Annotated in this window: 17 protein-coding genes, 1 tRNA gene and 1 pseudogene; 10 read left to right on the forward strand and 9 right to left on the reverse strand. The window is 68.1% G+C overall.

The window, feature by feature from the left end; genetic code table 11:
* Positions 1–137 precede the first annotated feature (137 nt).
* Both ilvD and WS91_RS02170 read left to right on the forward strand, forming a co-directional pair.
* Entirely contained in the window at positions 138–1,811 is a 1,674-nt protein-coding gene (gene ilvD / locus WS91_RS02165; protein WP_059643620.1) for a dihydroxy-acid dehydratase, read from the forward strand.
* A gap of 134 nt (positions 1,812–1,945) precedes the next feature.
* Positions 1,946–2,269, forward strand: a complete 324-nt coding sequence (locus tag WS91_RS02170; protein WP_038745303.1) for a c-type cytochrome — start codon at positions 1,946–1,948, stop codon at positions 2,267–2,269.
* Between the two features lie 139 nt (positions 2,270–2,408).
* Here the strand turns inward: WS91_RS02170 and WS91_RS02175 are convergent, their stop codons facing one another.
* From WS91_RS02175 to WS91_RS02185, 3 genes are read right to left on the reverse strand one after another with little or no spacing between them, the layout of a single operon-like run.
* Entirely contained in the window at positions 2,409–3,134 is a 726-nt protein-coding gene (locus WS91_RS02175; RefSeq protein ID WP_059669656.1) for a DUF2486 family protein, read from the reverse strand.
* 22 nt (positions 3,135–3,156) lie between these two features.
* Positions 3,157–3,573, reverse strand: coding sequence for a DNA polymerase III subunit chi (locus WS91_RS02180; RefSeq protein ID WP_038745210.1), 417 nt, complete (start codon positions 3,571–3,573; stop codon positions 3,157–3,159).
* 43 nt (positions 3,574–3,616) lie between these two features.
* On the reverse strand, positions 3,617–5,128 hold the full coding sequence (locus WS91_RS02185) for a leucyl aminopeptidase (protein WP_038745212.1): 1,512 nt from the start codon (positions 5,126–5,128) through the stop codon (positions 3,617–3,619).
* Positions 5,129–5,248: 120 nt separating this feature from the next.
* Here WS91_RS02185 and lptF point away from each other — a divergent pair, with 120 nt between their 5' ends.
* The 4 genes from lptF to WS91_RS35380 all read left to right on the forward strand — a co-directional run bounded on the left by lptF (position 5,249) and on the right by WS91_RS35380 (position 8,295).
* Complete coding sequence (gene lptF / locus WS91_RS02190) at positions 5,249–6,346, forward strand: LPS export ABC transporter permease LptF (RefSeq protein WP_038745214.1); 1,098 nt, start codon at positions 5,249–5,251, stop codon at positions 6,344–6,346.
* A 3-nt stretch (positions 6,347–6,349) separates the two neighbouring features.
* On the forward strand, positions 6,350–7,501 hold the full coding sequence (gene lptG, locus WS91_RS02195; protein ID WP_038745215.1) for an LPS export ABC transporter permease LptG: 1,152 nt from the start codon (positions 6,350–6,352) through the stop codon (positions 7,499–7,501).
* Positions 7,502–7,541: 40 nt separating this feature from the next.
* The gene (locus tag WS91_RS02200; RefSeq protein WP_038745305.1) at positions 7,542–7,928 is read left to right on the forward strand and encodes a sirohydrochlorin chelatase; all 387 of its coding nucleotides are present in this window, start codon (positions 7,542–7,544) and stop codon (positions 7,926–7,928) included.
* A gap of 193 nt (positions 7,929–8,121) precedes the next feature.
* Positions 8,122–8,295: a hypothetical protein gene (locus WS91_RS35380; protein WP_156432263.1), complete on the forward strand. Its 174-nt coding sequence runs from the start codon at positions 8,122–8,124 to the stop codon at positions 8,293–8,295.
* A 301-nt stretch (positions 8,296–8,596) separates the two neighbouring features.
* Here the strand turns inward: WS91_RS35380 and cobA are convergent, their stop codons facing one another.
* The 6 genes from cobA to WS91_RS02235 form a co-directional block, all read right to left on the reverse strand.
* Positions 8,597–9,367 (reverse strand): uroporphyrinogen-III C-methyltransferase, encoded by a 771-nt coding sequence (gene cobA / locus WS91_RS02210; protein WP_059669687.1) that lies wholly within the window; start codon positions 9,365–9,367, stop codon positions 8,597–8,599.
* 59 nt (positions 9,368–9,426) lie between these two features.
* Positions 9,427–10,743 (reverse strand): sulfate adenylyltransferase subunit 1, encoded by a 1,317-nt coding sequence (locus WS91_RS02215; RefSeq protein WP_038745217.1) that lies wholly within the window; start codon positions 10,741–10,743, stop codon positions 9,427–9,429.
* Between the two features lie 22 nt (positions 10,744–10,765).
* Positions 10,766–11,728, reverse strand: coding sequence for a sulfate adenylyltransferase subunit CysD (gene cysD / locus WS91_RS02220; RefSeq protein ID WP_059669657.1), 963 nt, complete (start codon positions 11,726–11,728; stop codon positions 10,766–10,768).
* Between the two features lie 77 nt (positions 11,729–11,805).
* Positions 11,806–12,555 (reverse strand): phosphoadenylyl-sulfate reductase, encoded by a 750-nt coding sequence (locus WS91_RS02225; protein WP_059574786.1) that lies wholly within the window; start codon positions 12,553–12,555, stop codon positions 11,806–11,808.
* Complete coding sequence (locus WS91_RS02230) at positions 12,552–13,094, reverse strand: DUF934 domain-containing protein (protein ID WP_038745222.1); 543 nt, start codon at positions 13,092–13,094, stop codon at positions 12,552–12,554. Before WS91_RS02230 ends, WS91_RS02225 begins: the two co-directional genes overlap by 4 nt.
* Positions 13,095–13,116: 22 nt before the next feature.
* Entirely contained in the window at positions 13,117–14,796 is a 1,680-nt protein-coding gene (locus WS91_RS02235; RefSeq protein WP_038745224.1) for a nitrite/sulfite reductase, read from the reverse strand.
* A 219-nt stretch (positions 14,797–15,015) separates the two neighbouring features.
* On the opposite strand from WS91_RS02235, the gene WS91_RS02240 reads away from it, so the two are divergent.
* The 4 genes and pseudogenes from WS91_RS02240 (at position 15,016) to WS91_RS02255 (ending at position 18,533) form a co-directional block, all read left to right on the forward strand.
* On the forward strand, positions 15,016–15,957 hold the full coding sequence (locus WS91_RS02240; protein WP_038745226.1) for a CysB family HTH-type transcriptional regulator: 942 nt from the start codon (positions 15,016–15,018) through the stop codon (positions 15,955–15,957).
* A 78-nt stretch (positions 15,958–16,035) separates the two neighbouring features.
* Positions 16,036–17,196: an ABC transporter substrate-binding protein gene (locus WS91_RS02245; RefSeq protein WP_059574853.1), complete on the forward strand. Its 1,161-nt coding sequence runs from the start codon at positions 16,036–16,038 to the stop codon at positions 17,194–17,196.
* 121 nt (positions 17,197–17,317) lie between these two features.
* Positions 17,318–17,402: transfer RNA gene (locus WS91_RS02250), tRNA-Leu, on the forward strand.
* 461 nt (positions 17,403–17,863) lie between these two features.
* Positions 17,864–18,533, forward strand: a pseudogene (locus tag WS91_RS02255) (MOSC domain-containing protein).
* Positions 18,534–18,638 lie beyond the last annotated feature (105 nt).

Here is an 18,638-nt window from a genome sequence, read left to right on the forward strand (position 1 = left end):
TATGAAAATCGACCTAATAAGTGATGAATAATATATTGGACATTCTCTAAGAGAAACTGCATTCTTGCCCACCTGAGCCGGACCGCGCCGATGCAGCGCGCCGCCCCACAGTCAACCAGTCGATGGATGGAGTCCCCATGTCGTACAACCGCCGCTCGAAGAACATCACGCAAGGCGTGGCCCGTTCGCCGAATCGCTCGATGTATTACGCGCTCGGCTACCAGAAGGACGATTTCGACAAGCCGATGATCGGCATCGCCAACGGCCACTCGACAATCACGCCGTGCAATGCGGGCCTGCAGCGCCTGTCGGACGCAGCCGTCGCGGCCGTCAAGGCCGCCGACGCGAATCCGCAGATCTTCGGCACGCCGACGATCTCGGACGGCATGTCGATGGGCACCGAAGGGATGAAGTACTCGCTCGTGTCGCGCGAGGTGATCGCCGACTGCATCGAGACCTGCGTGCAGGGCCAATGGATGGACGGCGTCGTCGTCGTGGGCGGCTGCGACAAGAACATGCCGGGCGGCATGATCGCGCTCGCGCGAATCAACGTGCCGGGCATCTACGTGTACGGCGGCACGATCCGCCCCGGCCACTGGAAGGGCCGCGACCTGACGATCGTGTCGTCGTTCGAGGCGGTCGGCGAGTTCACCGCCGGGCGCATGTCGCAGGAAGATTTCGAAGGGGTCGAAAAGAACGCGTGCCCGACGACGGGCTCGTGCGGCGGCATGTACACCGCGAACACGATGAGCTCGTCGTTCGAGGCGCTCGGCATGTCGCTGCTGTATTCGTCGACGATGGCCAATCCCGATCAGGAGAAGGTCGACTCGGCGGCCGAATCGGCGCGCGTGCTCGTCGAAGCGGTGAAGCGCGACCTGAAGCCGCGCGACATCATCACGAAGCAGTCGATCGAGAACGCGGTGTCGGTGATCATGGCCACCGGCGGCTCGACGAACGCGGTGCTCCACTATCTGGCGATCGCGCACGCGGCCGAGATCGAATGGTCGATCGAGGATTTCGAGCGCATCCGCAAACGCGTGCCGGTGATCTGCGACCTGAAGCCGTCGGGCCAGTACGTCGCGACCGACCTGCACGCGGCGGGCGGCATTCCGCAAGTGATGAAGATCCTGCTCGACGCGGGCCTGCTGCACGGAGATTGCACGACGATCACGGGCCGCACGATCGCCGAGGAGCTGAAGGACGTGCCGGGCGCGCCGCGCGCCGACCAGAAGGTGATCTACCCGATCGACCAGGCGCTGTACAAGGAAGGCCATCTCGCGATCCTGAAGGGCAACCTCGCCGAGGACGGCGCGGTCGCGAAGATCAGCGGCCTGAAGAATCCGGTCATCACCGGCCCGGCGCGCGTGTTCGATGACGAGCAGAGCGCGCTCGCGGCGATCCTCGACGACAAGATCAACGCGGGCGACGTGGTCGTGCTGCGCTACCTCGGCCCGCAGGGCGGCCCGGGGATGCCGGAGATGCTCGCGCCGACGTCGGCGATCATCGGCAAGGGCCTCGGCGAATCGGTCGGCCTCATCACGGACGGCCGCTTCTCGGGCGGCACGTGGGGGATGGTGGTCGGCCACGTCGCGCCGGAAGCGTTCGTCGGCGGCACGATCGCGCTCGTGCAGGAGGGCGATTCGATCACGATCGACGCGCACAAGCTGCTGCTGCAACTGAACGTCGACGACGCCGAGCTGGCGCGCCGCCGCGCCGCATGGAAGCAACCGGCGCCGCGTTACACGCGCGGCGTGCTCGCGAAGTATGCGGCGCTCGCCCGCCCGGCGAACAAGGGCGCGGTGACGGGCTGACGCGCGAGCGCGCGCCGCCACGGCGGAACCACAAAAAGCGACAAGATGACGAAGGGGGCGCGACGTACTCGCGCCCCCTTTCCTTTTATAATGCGCGCACCGCCAAGCCGGACGCTGTGCCGGCGGAGACCAGCATGAAGAGAACGACCTTGCGCCTGATGGCAATCGCGCTCGTTGCCGCGGCCGCAAATGCGCATGCGCAGCAGTCCGACGGGCTCGCGCTCGCGCAACGCAAGAACTGCATGGCGTGCCATGCGATCGACAAGACGTTGATGGGGCCGTCGTTCCGCGCGATCGCCGACAAGTACGCCGCGCGCGGCGACGCCGCCGGCTATCTCGCGCAGACGATCGTCAAGGGCAGCGTCGGCGTGTGGGGCGGCGTGCCGATGCCCGCGAACACGCAATTGACGAGCGCCGAAGCCGGCACGCTCGCGCACTGGGTACTGACGCTCAAGTAAGCCGCATGGAAAGACAAGACGCCGACGACGGCGTCTCGCGCATGATTGCGCGATGGCGGCGCACGCAGCGCGTCACCTGCGCGCCGCCTCTCACGCCCCGTGCGGCGCAGCGCGGCCGACGAGCCGCCCCGGCCCGCCGTCATGCGGCGGCGTTGCCGTTGCCGTTGCCGTGCTCGTTGCGACGGGCGAGCGCCGCGCCGACTTCCTCCGTTACCCAACCCGCCACCTCGGTTTCCAGCGCAAGCGCGACTTCGCGCGCGATCTGGCCGACGAGCCAGCCCGCATGGTCCTGCAACGCGTCGCGGCATCGCGCCTCGATGAGGCCGCGCCCCTCGCCCGTCAGATAGTTGGTCATCCGGCTCTTCAGCCGCTCGGCGATCTGCCGCGCCTCGAGGTCCGCGGCGAGCGACGGCGCGGCATACGGCGGCGCGGCGCGCGCCGCATCGGGCGTCGACGACGGCAGTGCAGCGGGCGGCGCGAGATCCGCCGCAAAATGCGCGGCTGGCAATTCGTCGGCGTACGCCGCGGGCGCCGCATACGCGGTCGGCAGCTCGGCCGCGAGCGCATCCGGCGTCGGCACGAACGGCGGCTCGACGTGCGTCGGCGCGCGCAGCTCGTCGACGAGCCTCGGCGACGCGTCGCGCGCCGCGGGCTCGGCCGCGCGGGCCTCTTCCACGGTGCCCGCCGCACCGGCCACTGCACCGGCCACTGCACCGGCCACTGCACCGGCCACCGCATCAGCCGCCGCATCGGCCGCCGCGTCCGCCTGCACGCGCCCGGCGACGGGCGGCCGCGCGAGCGCGGGGTTGCCGGGCACGAGCACGTCGGTCAGCACGGGAATCGACGATTCGTTGGCTTCGACCACGGTTGTCCTCCGTCTGCGCGGGCTAGCCGCCCTGCTTGTGGTTGTTGAGCGCGTAGCCGCGGTCGCGGTAGAACCGGTACCGCTCGCGTCCGGCCGCGAGCTCGTCGGGCGCGTTGCCGACCACTTCGAGCAGCCGCTCGAAGCGCGCGAACTGCGCCGGCACGTCCGCGCCCAGGTTCAGCAGGATGCCATGATGCGACGCGCGCTCGAGATCCGCGGTCAGCACGATCGGCGTGGTCGCCGCGTGCGCGTTGTCGATCGCGCAATGCGGAATGAAATCGAGCGGCGAGAACGTCCACAGCCGCTCGTCGAGCGCGCGCAGCCGCGCGGGCTCCGCGCACACGACGACGGGCTGCCCCGCCTGATACGCCTTGCGCAGCAGCCGGCACGCGTACGCGAGCGAATCGCCGACGTTGGTATGGAAGTCGATGCGCGTCATCGCTCGCCGCGCCCCGCCGCGCCGATCGTCGAACCCCGCGCCATCACGCGCCGGCGCGATCGATCAGGAACTGCGCGAGCAGCGGCACGGGACGGCCCGTCGCGCCCTTCGCCGCGCCGCTCTTCCACGCGGTGCCGGCGATGTCGAGGTGCGCCCACGGGTAGTTCTCCGCGAAGCGCGACAGGAAGCACGCGGCCGTCACGCTGCCGGCCGGACGCCCGCCGATGTTCGCGAGATCCGCGAAGTTCGACTTCAGCTGATCCTGGTATTCGTCGTCGAGCGGCAGGCGCCACGCCGGATCGCCCGCCTCGCGCGACGCGTCGAGCAGCTCGCCCGCGAGCGCGTCGTCCTTCGAGAAGAGGCCCGTGTTGTGATGGCCGAGCGCGATGATGCACGCGCCCGTCAGCGTCGCGACGTCGATCACCGCGGCGGGCTTGAAGCGCTCCGCGTACGTGAGCGCGTCGCACAGGATGAGGCGGCCTTCCGCGTCGGTGTTGAGCACCTCGATCGTCAGGCCCTTCATGCTCGTGACGATGTCGCCCGGCTTGTTCGCGTTGCCGGCCGGCATGTTCTCGCAGGTCGGCACGATCGCGACGACGTTGAGCTTCAGGCCCATTTCGGCGACCGCGCGAATCGTGCCGAGCACCGAGCCCGCGCCGCACATGTCGTACTTCATCTCGTCCATGCCCTCGCCCGGCTTGAGCGAAATGCCGCCCGAGTCGAACGTGATGCCCTTGCCGACGAGCACGACGGGCGCCGCCTTCGCGGCCGCCCCCTGGTATTGCAGCACGATGAATTGCGGCGGCTCGACCGAGCCCTTCGCGACCGACAGGAACGAGCCCATCTTGAGCGCCTGGATCTGCTTGAGGCCAAGCACGTCGGCCTTCAGGCCCCAGTCCTTCGCGAGCTTCTTCGCGGTGTTCGCGAGATAGCTCGGCGTACAGACGTTGCCCGGCAGGTTGCCGAGATCACGCGTCAGGTCCATCCCGTTCGCGAGCGCGACGGCCTGCTTCGCGGCGACCTTCGCCGCCTTGTCGGCGGCCGGATCGACGCTGAACACGACGCGCTTGAGCGGCTGCGCGCTCGCGTCCGGCTTGCTCTTCATCTGCGTGAACTTGTACGTCTCGTTGCGCAGCGCGAGAATCGCCGCGCGCACGCCCCAGTCGGACGCGCGATCGGGCACGGGCAGCTGCGCGAGCGTGAAAGTAATCTGGACCACTTTCGTGCCGAGGAGCGCGCGCCACGCGGCCTTGACTGCGTCGTTGTAGGCTTTCTGGCTGAAAGCATCCTGCTTGCCCAGGCCGACGAGCAGCACGCGCGACGCGCCGATGCCGGAAACCTCGTGCAAAAACAAGGTCTTGCCGAGCTTGCCGTCCATGTCGCCCGCCTTGATCACGCGAGAGACGAGCCCCTTCGTCGCTTCGTCGATGTCGAGCGCCGCGCCGGACAAGGTTTGCGCCTCGAACACGCCGAGCACGATGCAGTCGGATTTCCCCGTCAGGAAACCCTTCGCCGCGCCTTTGCTCCAATCACAGCCTTTTATGCTAAAGTCCATCGCGCTTGTCCTCGGATAAAATCTGGGCTAAGGATGAAAGCCGCAATTATCCGCTATTTTTCCCGTGCGGCGTGAGCGCCCCCCACTCGTGCGCTGTTTCCCGCCCTCTTCGCATCAATAATGATCTTCGAACGCTCCCTCCAGCGCGAGCTTGCGTACACCGCCGGCGCCGTCTTCATGGTGCTGCTCACGATCATGCTGACGTCGATGATGATTCGCATCGTCGGCTACGCCGCGTCCGGCGAGGTGAACCCGAAGGACGTGCTGGTCCTGATCGGCCTCACCGTGATCGGCTATCTCGCGATGATCCTCGTCGGCACGCTGTTCGTGTCGATCCTGTTCGTGCTCACGCGCTGGTACAAGGATTCCGAGATGGTCGTCTGGCTCGCGTCCGGCGTGAGCCTCACGCGGCTCATCAAGCCGATCGGCGTGTTCGCGACGCCGATCGTGCTCCTCATCGCCTTCTTCGCGTTCGTCGGCTGGCCGTGGTCGAACCAGCAGAGCAAGCTCATCAAGGCGCGCTTCCAGCAGCGCGACGAAGTCTCGCTCCTCGCGCCCGGCCAGTTCCGCGAGTCCGCCGCGAACAATCGCGTGTTCTTCATCGAGAAGATGTCGCCCGACCAGGCGAAGGTGCAGAACGTGTTCGTCACGACGACCGAGCACGGCAAGGTGAACGTCGTCGTGTCGCAGACGGGCCACACCGAGACGATGAAGAACGGCGACCGCTTCATCGTGCTCGAGGACGGCCGCCGCTACGACGGCGTGCCCGGCCAGCCGAACTTCAAGATCATGGAGTTCGAGCGCTACGGCGTGAAGATCCAGAGCAAGCAGATCGTCAGCCAGCCGACCACGACGGGCACCTCGACGCCCGACCTGCTGCGCAATCCGACCAACCAGAACCTCGCCGAATTCGCGTGGCGCGCGGGGCTGCCGCTCATCGCGATCAACCTGATGATCCTCGCGATCCCGCTCGCGTACCAGAACCCGCGCCGCGGCCGCACGGTGAACCTCGTGATGGCCGTGCTGATCTACCTCACCTATTCGAATCTGCTGAATGTCGTCCAGTCGCAAATGGAACGGGGCAAGATCCCGTTCGGCGTCGGGCTCGTCGGGCTGCACGTCGTGGCCGCCGGCGTCGTCGCGTTCCTGTTCTGGCTGCGCGTGCGCAACCGGCCACTGTTCTCGCGCGCCTCGCTCGGCCGCTCGCAGGGAGCCTGACCGATGCGCCTCTACGAGAGATACTTCGCGCGGCAGATCTACGTCACGTTCATCTTCGTGCTGTTCGCGTTCTCCGGACTGTTCTTCTTCTTCGACCTGATCAGCGAGCTGAACTCGGTCGGCCACGGCAACTACAAGTTCGGCTACGCGGTGCTGCGCGTCGCGCTGCAGGCGCCGTCGCGCTTCTACGAAATCATCCCGGTCGCGGCGCTGATCAGCTCGATCTACGTGTTCGCGCAGATGGCCGCGAACTCGGAATTCACGATCTTCCGCGTGTCCGGCCTCGCGACGAACCAGGCGCTGCGCTCGCTCCTGAAGATCGGCGTGCCCATCGTCATCGCGACCTATCTGATCGGCGAATTCATCGGCCCGTATTCGGATCAATTGTCCGAGCGCGTGCGGCTCGAGGCGCTCGGCTCGTCGGTGTCGACGAACTTCGCGTCGGGCGTCTGGGTGAAGGACACGCTGACCGCGCGCGACAACGGCGAGCCCGTCACGCGCTTCGTCAACGTCGGCCAGCTGTCGCCCGATTCGACGATCCGCGACGTGCGGATCTACGAGTTCGATTCGAAGTTCAACCTGCAGAACGTGCGGATCGCGAAGAGCGGCCGCTATCAGCCGCCCGGCCACTGGCTGCTGACGGACGTCACCGACACGCAGCTCACGAACCTGCCGGGCGCCGGCGGCGGCCAGCCGGCCGATGCGCTGAACCCCGTCTACCGCGCGCAGCAGGTCACGCTGCCGCAGTATTCGCTGCGCTCGGACCTGACGCCGCAGATCCTGTCGGTGCTGCTCGTGTCGCCCGAGCGGATGTCGCTCTTCAACCTGTTCCGCTACATTCAGCACCTGAAGGAAAACCAGCAGGACACGCAGCGCTACGACATCGCGCTTTGGCGCAAGCTGCTGTATCCGTTCGCGGTGTTCGTGATGCTCGTGCTGTCGCTGCCGTTCGCGTATCTGCACACGCGCGCGGGCGTCGTGGGCGTGAAGGTGTTCGGCGGGATCATGCTCGGGATGAGCTTCCAGCTCTTCAACACGCTGTTCTCGCACATCGGCACGCTGAACACGTGGCCCGCGCCGCTGACGGCCGCCCTGCCCGGCTGCATCTATCTCGCGCTCGGCCTCTTCGCGCTGAAGTGGGTCGACCGGCACTGAGCGCGCGCATGCGTCGTCATCGGAGAGCGCGATGAACACGATGAACAAACACGGAATCGTCCTGTTCGGCCACGGCGCGCGCGACGCGCGCTGGGCCGAGCCGTTCGAGCGCCTCGCGGCGAAGCTGCGCGCGGCGCGCGGCGCCGATGCGCCCGTCGTGCTCGCGTTTCTCGAATTGATGGAGCCGTCGCTCGTCGCCGCGACGGCCGAGCTCGCCGCGCAAGGCTGCGGCGCGATCACCGTGATCCCGGTGTTCTTCGGCCAGGGCGGCCACGTTCGCCGCGATCTGCCGCAACTGATCGACGCGTGCCGCGCCGCGCATCCGGCAATCGACATTCGCTGCGCGACGGCGGTCGGCGAGGACGATGCGGTGCTCGATGCGATCGTCGGATATTGCCTGCAGCAAAGCGCCGACCGCGCGCCCTGACCGCCTTTCCCGTTCAGACGCGGCGACCGACGCCACGGTGGCGGCAATGCGCCGGCCAACCTGATCACCGAGCCGCCGCATGGCGGATACCCGCAACGCCGCTTGACAGCGGACAAGCCGCTCAAGCTCCGTTCGCGCATCCGAATCGATTCGGATGCCGGCTCGACGTTCCGTTCGCCGTCGACGGACGTTGATGCGTTCGCCGCCCCCTGACGATCCCGACAGGATGCGCCTGCCCGGCGACGTCGTGTTCACGATCGGCGCGCTGCTGATGGCGTGGGATTTCCTCGCGAAACTGATCGGCTGGCGGCCCGCGGCCCGCATGGCGTCGGCCGCGGCCGACATGGCGCCGAATCGGAACGAGTAGCCGGGCGAAGTCGTCGGTTGTGCGTCGCCGACGAGGCCGGCTTCTTCGCGGCCTCGCCTGCGGCCGGCGAGCGGGTGGATCATGCAGAGACTTGCGTCGTCGGGCGGAACGAAGCACCCGGCAGACGAGTCTACGCGCATCGCGCATCGCGCATCGCGCATCGCGCATCGCGCATCGCGCATCGCGCATCGCGCATCGCGCATCGCGCATCGCGCATCGCGCATCGCGCATCGCGCATCGCGCATCGCGCATCGCGCATCGTTGCCGCGCTGCGGCGCGGCAGCCGCAGCCGCGGCCGAGATCAGGCCGCGTCGCGCATCCCGTTCTTGCGCGCATCGTCGTCCGATGCGTCGCCCGCGAGCCGCCCGCGCTCGGCGAATGCGTCGCCGATCATCAACAGGCTCGGCTGCGCCGGATCGAGCCACGCCTGCGCCGCGCCCGCCGCCATCTCCGCGAGCGTAAGCGTGAGCGTGCGCTCGCGCGGCGTGCTGCACGCCTCGACGATCGCCACCGGCGTCGCGCGCGCGCGCCCCGCGTCGATCAACTGCTGCGCGATCCCGGGCGCGCTGTCGCGACCCATGTAGTAGACGAGCGAATCCGCGTTCACCTGCTCGCGGATCTCGTCGCTGCCCGGCGCGCGGCTTTTCGTCGCGAACGCGACGCTGCGCGCCACGCCGCGCAGCGTCAGCGAACGCTTGAGCGCGGCGGCGCTCGCGAGCGCCGCGGTGATGCCCGGCACGACTTCGTAATCGATGCCGGCCGCTTCGAGCGCGCGCATCTCCTCGTCCGCGCGGCCGAACAGCATCGGATCGCCGCCCTTCAGCCGCACGACGACCGCGTGCTCGCGCGCCGCGTCGACGATCTGCTTGTTGATGAAGTGCTGCGCGCTCGAGCGCTGCCCGCAGCGCTTGCCGACCGCGATCTTGCGCGCGCGCGGCGCGTGGTCGAGCATCGCCGGCTCGACGAGCGCGTCGTGCAGCACGACGTCGGCGCAGGCGAGCAGGCGCGCGCCGCGCACCGTGATGAGGTCCGCCGCGCCCGGCCCTGCGCCGATCAGATACACCTTACCCATTTGCATCGATCCCCTTCGTGCGCACGTGCCGGCGGGCACCGCCGATGCGGCGCGCGACGTCACGCGGAAAACGCACGAATCATACCCGCTGCGACCGTGTGATGGGTCGCCTCGTCGATCAACACGAACGCGCCCGTGCCCGGATGCGCGTCGTACGTGTCGCAGACGATCGGCTTTTGCAGCGTCAGCGCGACGCGGCCGATGTCGTTCATCTTCAGGTCGTGGCGGTCGGTCGCGTGCGATAGCGTGTGCACGTCGAGCACCTGCTTGACCGCGCCGATCTTCGCGAAGACGGTGCTCGTCGTCTGCTTCAGCAAATACTTGCGTTGCGGCGAAAGCGGCGCGTCGTCGAACCAGCAGAGATCCGCTTCGAGCTTCTTCGCCGGCTCCACGCTCTCGCCGCGCGGCACGAACGTGTCGCCGCGCGACACGTCGACGTCCTCCGCGAGGCGGATCGTCACCGTCTGGCCCGCGAACGCGCGCTCGACCGCCGCCGTGCCGCCCGGCACCGGCGCGACGATCTCGGCGATCGTCGCCGTGCGGTTCGACGGCAGCACGACGATCTCGTCGCCCACCTTCACCTCGCCCGCTTCGATGCGGCCCATGTAGCCGCGGAAATCGTCGGCCGAGCTGCCGTCCTGGCGCGCGACCCACTGCACCGGGAAGCGCAGCGCGTCGTGCGCCTGCGTCTCGACGGGCAGCGCCTCGAGCACGTTCAGGAGCGGCTCGTCCGCGTACCACGGCATGCGCTCGCTCGCCGCGACGATGTTGTCGCCCTTCAGCGCCGACACCGGCACGAAGCGCACGTCGGTCAAGCCGAGCTGCTGCGCGAGCTTCACGTACGCGTCGCGGATTTCGTTGAAGCGCGTCTCGCTGTAGTCGACGAGATCCATCTTGTTGATCGCGACGATCACGTGCTGCAGGTCGAGCAGCTTGACGATCGCGCTGTGGCGCTTGGTCTGCGGCAGCAACTGCGCGAGGCCGCCCTCGAACGTCACACGCGTCGCGTCGATCAGGATGATCGCCGCGTGCGCCGTCGACGCGCCCGTCACCATGTTGCGCGTGTACTGCTCGTGGCCCGGCGTGTCGGCGATGATGAACTTGCGCTTCGCGGTCGCGAAATAGCGGTACGCGACGTCGATCGTGATGCCCTGCTCGCGCTCGGCTTCCAGCCCGTCGGTCAGGAGCGCGAGGTCGAGCTCGTCGCCCACCGTGCGCTTGTTCTTCGCGCGCGACAGCGCGGAAAGCTGGTCGGACAGCACGGCCTTGCTGTCGTACAGCAGGCGGCCGATCAGCGTGCTCTTGCCGTCATCGACGCTGCCCGCGGTGATGAAGCGCAGCACGCCGAGGTCTTCGTTGTTCTCGATGATGCTCATGATGTGGATGTCCTCGCGTGCGTCAGAAATAGCCCTGCTTCTTGCGCTGCTCCATCGCGGCCTCGGACGTCTGGTCGTCCATCCGGGTCGCGCCGCGCTCGGTGATCTCGGTCACGGCCGTCTCGGCGATGATCTTCTCGACGCCGTCCGCGTCGCTCTCGACCGGGCACGTGCACGAAATGTCGCCGACCGTGCGGAAGCGCACTTGAGCGATTTCGCTCGTCTCGCCCTCGCGCATCGGCGTGAGCGGCGTAACGGGCACGAGCAGGCCGTTGCGGCGCACGATCTCGCGCTGGTGCGCGTAGTAGATCGACGGCAGCTCGAGCTTCTCGCGCGCGATGTACTGCCACACGTCGAGCTCGGTCCAGTTCGAGATCGGGAACACGCGCAGGTGCTCGCCCTTGTGCAGGCGTGCGTTGTAGAGGCTCCACAGTTCCGGGCGCTGCGCCTTCGGGTCCCATTGGCCGAATTCGTCGCGGAACGAGAAGATCCGCTCCTTCGCGCGCGCTTTCTCCTCGTCGCGGCGCGCGCCGCCGATCATCGCGGTGAAACCGTGCTGCTCGATCGTCTCGAGCAGCGTGACGGCCTGCGCGGCGTTGCGCGAATCGGTTTCGCGGCGCAGCACGACGGTGCCGCGCTTGATCGAATCCTCGACATGGCCGACCACGAGCTCGGCGCCGATCTCCTGCGCGCGGCGATCGCGGAAGTCGATCACTTCGCCGTAGTTGTGGCCCGTGTCGATGTGCACGAGCGGGAACGGCAGCGCCGTCTTGCGGTTCGCGCCGAGCCCGAACGCCTTCAGCGCGAGGTGCAGCACGACGACCGAATCCTTGCCGCCCGAGAACAGCAGCGCCGGCTTGCTGCATTCGGCGACGAGCTCGCGCAGGATGTGGATCGACTCGGCCTCGAGCCAGTCGAGATGGCCCATGCGGGCGGCGTCACCGGCGGGCGGGGCAACGGCGGATTGCTCGAGCGTCGTGCTCATGATTTCAGTCCTTCTCTCTTCCGGGTTTGGGCCGCCCGCAGTCGCGGGCGGCGCAATATCAGTATTTTGTAAGGTGCTCAGTGCGCGGCGCCGGCCTCGGCGCTCGCCGGAATCGGCGTGATCGAAATGTGCAGCCCGCACTCCTTCGTATCGCGCGACTCCCACCACCAGCGGCCCGCGCGGCTGTCCTCGCCGGGGCGGATCGCGCGCGTGCACGGCTCGCAGCCGATGCTCGGGTAGCCGCGCGCATGCAGCGGGTTCACCGGCACGTCAAACGCCGTAAGGTACGCCCACACGTCGCTTTCCGTCCAGTCGGCGAGCGGGTTGTACTTCGCGATCCCGCGCGCGTCGTCCTGCTCTTGCTCGTGCAGCTCCGCGCGCGTGACCGACTGCTCGCGCCGCTGGCCGGTTACCCATGCGTCGACGTCCGCGAGCGCGCGGTTCAGCGGCTCGACCTTGCGGATGTTGCAGCACGCTTTGCGCAGCTCGACGCTCTCGTAGAACGCATTCAGGCCGTGGTCGGCGACGTACGCGTCGACCGCGTCCTGCCGCGGATGGAACTGCTCGATCTCGTAGCCGTAGCGCTCGCGCACGCGCTCGATCATGTCGAGCGTCTCCGCATGCAGGCGGCCCGTGTTCAGCGAGAAGACGCCGATCGCCACGCCCTTCGACAGGATCGCGTGCGTGACGAGCATGTCTTCCGCCGCGAGGCTGCTCGCGAACTTCACCTTCGGATGGCGCTCGGCGATCTGCGCGAGCAGCGCGTCGAGCCGTTCGATCTTCGCGGCGAGCGCCGGGGGCAGCGTCGTGGCGTCGGCGGCGCTCATGCGCTCACCTTCGCGTCGGCCGCCGCGGCGCGGCGGCGGAACAGCGGCGCCGGCTCGTCGAATGCGCCCTGGTAGCGCTGCGAGAACTCGCCGAACGCGTTCAGCGCGTCGCGGATGTCCTTGTCCGCGCGCACCGCGAACGCATCGAAGCCGCAGCGCGACATGTAGAGCAACTGGTCGCGCAGCACGTCGCCGATCGCGCGCAGCTCGCCCGTCCAGCCGTGGCGCTCGCGCAACAGGCGCGCGATGCTGTAGCCGCGGCCGTCCGCGAAACGCGGGAATTCGACGCCGATCACCGCGATGCGGTCGAAATCCGCCGCGAGGTCGGCGGGTTCGCTGTCGGGCGCGAGCCACACGCCGAGCTCGTCCTTGCGCTTCGCGGCGACGAGCGCGTCGCGCCCGGCCTGCCACAACGCGAGCGGCACGAGCACCTTGCCGGCCGGCAGCGCGTCGACGGCGGGCAGCGCGCCGTCTTCGGCCGCGCGCACGACTTGCCAGGCGTCGTCGGCCACTTCGCGATTCTTGATAATCAAAGCCATCTGCTGATTCCTCTACGCTGGGTTACGCGTGCGCGGTCTGGCGCGCCGCGTAGACGCGCTCCTTGAACGGCGCGATGCCGATGCGATCGTACGTGTCGATGAAGCGCTCGCCGTCGATGCGCGACTCGACGAACGTGTCGATCAGCTTCGAGATCACGTCCGGCACTTCCTCCGCGGAGAACGACGGGCCGATCACGCGGCCGAGACGCGCGCCGCCCGCGCCGGTGCCCTGCTCGCCGCCGAGCGACACCTGGTACCACTCGGCGCCGTCCTTGTCGACGCCGAGAATGCCGATGTTGCCGACGTGGTGGTGCCCGCACGAGTTCATGCAGCCCGAGATGTTGAGCGACACGTCGCCGAGGTCGTGCACGTAGTCGAGATCGTCGAAGCGCTGCTGGATCGCGAGCGCGATCGGAATCGACTTCGCGTTCGCGAGCGAGCAGAAATCGCCGCCCGGGCAGGCGATGATGTCGGTCAGGAGGCCGACGTTCGGCGTCGCGAAACCGGCCGCCTTCGCCTTCTCCCACACCGCGAACAGGTCACGCTTCTTCACGTTCGCGAGAATCAGGTTCTGCTCGTGCGACACGCGCAGCTCGCCGAACGAATACGCGTCGGCCCAGTCGGCGACCTGCTCCATCTGCTCGGCGCTCGCGTCGCCGGGCGCGACGCGGTGGTTCTTCAGCGACAGCGTGACGGCCGCGTAGCCCGGCACCTTGTGCGGCGCGACGTTGCGCTCGACCCAGCGCGCGAACGCGCGGTTTTCGAGCAGATGCTGCTCGAACGACGCGTCGGTGTCGGCGAGCTTCTCGTAGACGGGCGGCTCGAAGTACCGCGACACGCGCTCGAGCTCCTCCTGCGTGAGCGTCGACGGGCCGTCCTTCAGATGCTGCCACTCCTCTTCGACCTGCTGCGCGAACTTCGCGGGCGACAGCGCCTTCACGAGGATCTTGATGCGCGCCTTGTACAGGTTGTCGCGGCGGCCGTAGCGGTTGTAGACGCGCAGCACCGCCTCGCAATACGTGATGAGGTGCTGCCACGGCAGGTTCTCGCGGATGATCGCGCCGACGATCGGCGTGCGGCCGAGGCCGCCGCCCGCGAGGATGCTCGCGACCACTTCGCCCGCCTCGTTCCTCTTCAGGTAGACGCCGAGATCGTGGATCTGCACGGCCGCGCGGTCGGCCTTCGAGCCGGACACCGCGATCTTGAACTTGCGCGGCAGCCACGCGAATTCGGGATGAAACGTCGACCATTGGCGCAGGATCTCGGCCCACGGACGCGGATCGATCTCCTCGTCCTGCGCCACGCCCGCGAACTGGTCGGCGGTGATGTTGCGGATGCAGTTGCCCGACGTCTGGATCGCGTGCATCTGCACCGACGCGAGCTTCGCGAGGATCTCGGGCGTGTCCTCGAGCGTCACCCAGTTGAACTGGATGTTCGAGCGCGTCGAGAAGTGGCCGTAGCCGCGGTCGTGCTCGCGCGCGATGCGGGCGAGCACGCGCAGCTGGTCGCTACGGAGATTGCCGTACGGAATCGCGATGCGGTGCATGTACGCGTGGCGCTGCATGTACAGGCCGTTCTGCAGCCGCAGCGGACGGAACTCGTCCTCGCTCAATTCTCCTGACAAGCGGCGGCGGACCTGGTCGCGGTACTGCGCGACGCGCTCGTCGACGATCGTTTGATCGTACTGATCGTACTGGTACATTCGGGGACCCCAGGGTTTGCTCGATATGACCGCGCGGCGTCCTAGCCACGCCGCGCCCGAATCCTGCACCGCCCGCGCCGAGCCGGCCATCCGCCCGGCCGGTCATTTGCAAATGACGATTACAGATATCCATATTTGAAAAACACGGGGCAATCGTAATAAACTCGCTTTATATTTCAAACGACTAAAAAATTCTGTTGATATGCGGAAGGGTTATAAATGAACCTGCACCAATTTCGTTTCGTGCGCGAGGCCGTCCGCCAGAATTTCAACCTCACGGAAGCCGCGAAGGCGCTGTACACGTCGCAGCCGGGGGTCTCGAAGGCCATCATCGAGCTCGAGGACGAGCTCGGCGTCGAAATCTTCACGCGCCACGGCAAGCGCGTGCGCTCGCTGACCGAGCCGGGGCGGATCATCCTGGCGTCGGTCGAGCGGATACTCCAGGAGGTCGAAAGCCTTAAAAGGGTCGGAAAGGATTACGCCGCGCAGGACCAGGGCAACCTGACGATCGCGGCCACGCACACGCAGGCCCGCTATTCGCTGCCCGCCGCGATCGCCGAGTTCAAGAAGCGCTTCCCGAAGGTCCACCTGTCGATCCTGCAAGGCAGCCCGACGCAGGTCGCCGAAATGGTGATCCACGATCAGGCGGATCTCGCGGTCGCGACGGAGGCGATCGCCGACTACAAGGAGCTCGTGTCGCTGCCCTGCTTCCAGTGGCATCACGCGGCCGTCGTGCCGGCCGACCACCCGCTCCTCGAGCGCAAGACGCTGTCGCTCGACGATCTCGCGCAATTCCCGCTCATCACGTACGACGACGCGTTCGCCGGCCGCAAGAAGATCAACCAGGCGTTCGCGCTGCACCGCCTCACGCCCGACATCGTGCTCGAGGCGATCGACGCTGACGTGATCAAGACCTACGTCGAGCTCGGGCTCGGCGTCGGCATCATGGCGGACATCGCGTTCAATCCGGAGCGCGACCGCAATCTGCGCGCGATCCCGGTCGGGCACCTGTTCGGCAGCAACGTGACGCGCGTCGCGCTCAAGCAGGGTGCGTATCTGCGCGGCTACATCTATACGCTCGTCGAGCTGCTGTCGCCGACGCTCAACCGCAAGCTCGTCGAGACCGCGCTCAAGGGCGAGGCCGAAACCTACGAGCTGTGACGCCCGGCGCGCGGGCGGCGAAGCGCGGCGGCGCTTCGCGCTCGCGCGCCGCCTCGAACCGGCATGGAGACTTTCGGGATGAAGCCAACCCGCCTGTTGCGCCGCGCGGCCGCGTGCGCCGCGCTCGCGCTCGTCAGCGCCGCGGCGCGCGCCGATCTGACGGTCGGCGTGGATCTGTCGACGACGGGCCCCGCCGCGACGATCGGCCAGACCAGCAAGAACGCGATCCTGATGTGGCCGAAAACGATCGCCGGACAGAAGCTGCGGGTGATCGTGCTCGACGACGCGTCCGACCCGGGCATCGCCGTGCGCAACATCCGCAAGCTCGTGACGGAGGACAAGGTCGACGTCGTCGTCGGGCCGAACATCACGCCGGCGGCGCTTGCCGCGCTCGATCCCGTCGCCGCCGCGCAGACGCCGATGATCACGCTGATCGGCTCCGGATCGATCGTCGAGCCGCAGCAGGGCAATCGCGTGTGGGCGTTCAAGATGGCGCAGAGCGACCGCGCGATGGCCGACGTGCTGACCCGCCACATGGCGAGCCACGGCGTGAAGACGGTCGGCTTCATCGGCTTCGCGGACAGCTACGGCGACAGCTGGCTCGACGAATTCACGCGCTTGGCCGAGCTGCGCAAGCTGAAGATCGTCGCGACCGAGCGCTACAACCGCACCGACGCGAGCGTGACGGGCCAGGCCTTGAAGCTGATCGCGGCGAAGCCGGACGCGATCCTGATCGCGGGCGCGGGCACGCCGACCGTGCTGCCGCAGCGCACGCTGATCGAGCGCGGCTACAAAGGGCCGATCTACCAGACGCACGGGATCGCGACGCCCGAGTTCCTGCGGCTCGGGGGCAAGGACGTCGAAGGCACGCTGTTTCCGACGCAGCCCGTCGTCGTCGCGCGCACGCTGCCCGCCGACCATCCGGCGAAGCAGGCGGCGCTCGCGTTCGTCGACGCGTACGAGGCGAAGTATGGGCGCGACACGGTCACGCAGTTCGCGGGCGACGCGGCGGGCGTCTACCCGCGCCTCGCGGACGCGGTCAGCCGCGCGCAGAAAACCGCGCAGCCGGGCACGCCGGCATTCCGCACGGCGCTGCGCGCCGAGCTCGAACGCGCGCACGAGCTCGTCGTGCCGAACGGCATCGTCAACACGAGCGCCGCCGATCACGTCGGGCTCGACCAGCGCGCGAGCGTGATGGGGATCGTGACGCACGGTGCGTTCGTCTATCTGAGCCGTTGAGCCGTTGAGCCGTTGGGCCGCACACCTGCGCGACGCCGTCAGCCGGATGCTTGCCCACATGGGGAATTTCAGTGATAATCCGCGTTTCCGCCGCGCGCAATCGCATGCGCGGCGCAGGTTTGCCCAGGTGGTGAAATTGGTAGACGCAGGGGACTCAAAATCCCCCGCCGCAAGGCGTGCCGGTTCGATTCCGGCCCTGGGCACCAAACAGACATCGAAGCATCGCGCGCAGCGCGCCGATGCTCATCGCGGCGCCGGCCGCCGGCGAACACGCTTTTCGCCACCGTGCCACCGCATCGAGCCCCGCCTGACACCAGCAGCGCGGGGCTTTTTCATTCGGGCCCGCCGCTACTCGTTCCCGCCGCCGCTCGCGCGTGCGCCGTCGCACTCCCGCTCGCTCCGATTCGCCCACACCGGGCGCCACCCGTCACCGGCTCGGCGGCCATCGCCCCATCCCTTCGTCACGCGTCGCACGCGACGTCTGCGCACCGGGGGAATCTTGCGTCGCACGCAAACGTCCGAAACTGGTCCCGTTGAGCGCTGCCGGCTTCGACGCGGACGAGCCGCGCGAGCCGCTGCGGCCATCGAACGAAGACCGGACGCGCGAGCTTGCCGCAGCGCTCGACGCGCTGCGCGAGACAGGGCGCGCATCAACGGATCGGCGCGCATGCAACCCGTAAACGCCAAGCTCGACGCGCGGCTGATCGCCGCCATTGAACCGCTCGCGTGCACGCCGCGGGCGAGCGCGATCGACAAGCAACCGGCGCGCGATCGGCTTCGGCTCGGCCAAACGGGATTCGCCGGTGACGAGCAGGCCGCTCGCAAGCATCATGGCGGCCCCGACAAGGCGGTTCATCGCTACGCGTTCGATCACCAGCCGTCGTGAGCGGCCGGAATCGGCATGCGCGACGTGCTCGCGCGGCCGAGCGCATTCGGCGAGAACCTGTCGACGCGCGGCATCATCGCGCGCGACGCACGCATCGGCGACGTCTGCACGCTCGGCGGCGCGACGCCGCAGGTGCCGCAGTCGCGGCAGCCGCGCCGGAAGCTCAACGCACGCTTCGGGTTCCCCCAAATGTCCGCGCGCGCCCGGCAAAGCGGGCGAACGGGCTGGCGCTACCGCGTACTCGACGAAGGCTGGGGCGAGCACGACGGCGAGCTCGCGTTGCGCGAGCGGCCGCATCCGCAATGGCACGCTGTCGAGCATGCTCGACGTGCCGTACCGGCGCCCGCCCGATGCGGGCACACTCGAAGCGCTGTCGCGCATCGACGCGCTGCCGCCGTCATGACGTCAGTTGTCCGAGCGACGGCTGAATGCGGGCGCGGTCGAGGACTGAACGAAGCGGCTCGACAGCTGACGCGCCCGCTCGACGGTCGACGGTCGACGGTCGACAGACGACAGACAGCAAGCAACGTGAAACGGCCACGCATCAACCGTCGCG

Origin of the sequence: Burkholderia sp. MSMB1498, assembly GCF_001526245.1 — a bacterium.
Lineage (GTDB): Bacteria > Pseudomonadota > Gammaproteobacteria > Burkholderiales > Burkholderiaceae > Burkholderia > Burkholderia savannae.